1 protein-coding gene is annotated in these 787 nt (G+C 37.1%); it reads left to right on the top strand.

From position 1 onward, the window contains the following. Positions 1 to 170: 170 nt before the first annotated feature. Positions 171 to 787: phosphatase PAP2 family protein (locus tag F9U64_RS16610; protein WP_194287418.1), on the top strand; the 617-nt coding region annotated here is incomplete at its 3' end.

The following is a 787-nucleotide window of genomic DNA, read 5'->3' as shown; positions in this document are numbered from 1 at the left end:
GAGCATCGGAACGTATGGGTTGAATACGTGAGAAGCGGACGCACAAACCAACGAAGAGATTCGCCGCTTATCATTTGGTGACTTTTTGAACCACCTCTATATGAATTGGTTTAAATATAGGCATGCAGGAAATAACTACAATAAATCATAAAATAGGAGGATGGAAGCATTTGTTACATAATCTGCGGAAAGTTAAAAATCTATCGAAAGCATCCCTCATTATATTAATTGCAGGGTTTGGAATTATCGCAGCATCGATGGGGTTATTTATTGAATTGGGAGAAGATGTGTTAGAAAAAGAAAATTTTATTATAGACGAGATGATTCAGAGTGCAGTAGCAAAATTCAACGACTCATCTATATACTTAATTATGGAGTATATGACAGAAGCCGGGTCTGTGCTTTTTGTGACGTGTGCTTCCATTGTTTTGTTTATTTACTTACTATTTTTCTCCAAGAAAAGTAAATGGATTGCGGTATTTTTTGCGGTGAATATGATAGGGATCAGCGGATTGACAAAATTGCTAAAACTCTTTTTTGAAAGAGAACGGCCAGAACTGTTAGCGCAATATGATGGGACCGGATTCAGTTTCCCCAGTGGACATTCGACTGGTTCGATAACCTTTTATGGATTTATCATTTATATAGTTGCTATTAGTAATATAAAAAAGGGGTGGAAAATATGCATAATATCACTCTTTACATTGCTGATTCTGTCTATAGCGTTTAGCAGGGTGGTCCTAAGTGTCCATTATTTCACAGATATCGTTGCAGGATTGGCAGTGGG

The sequence above is a fragment of the Gracilibacillus oryzae genome (assembly GCF_009498735.1).
In the GTDB taxonomy this organism is placed as follows: domain Bacteria; phylum Bacillota; class Bacilli; order Bacillales; family Amphibacillaceae; genus Gracilibacillus; species Gracilibacillus oryzae.
This window is presented reverse-complemented; position numbering and strand designations above follow the sequence as displayed.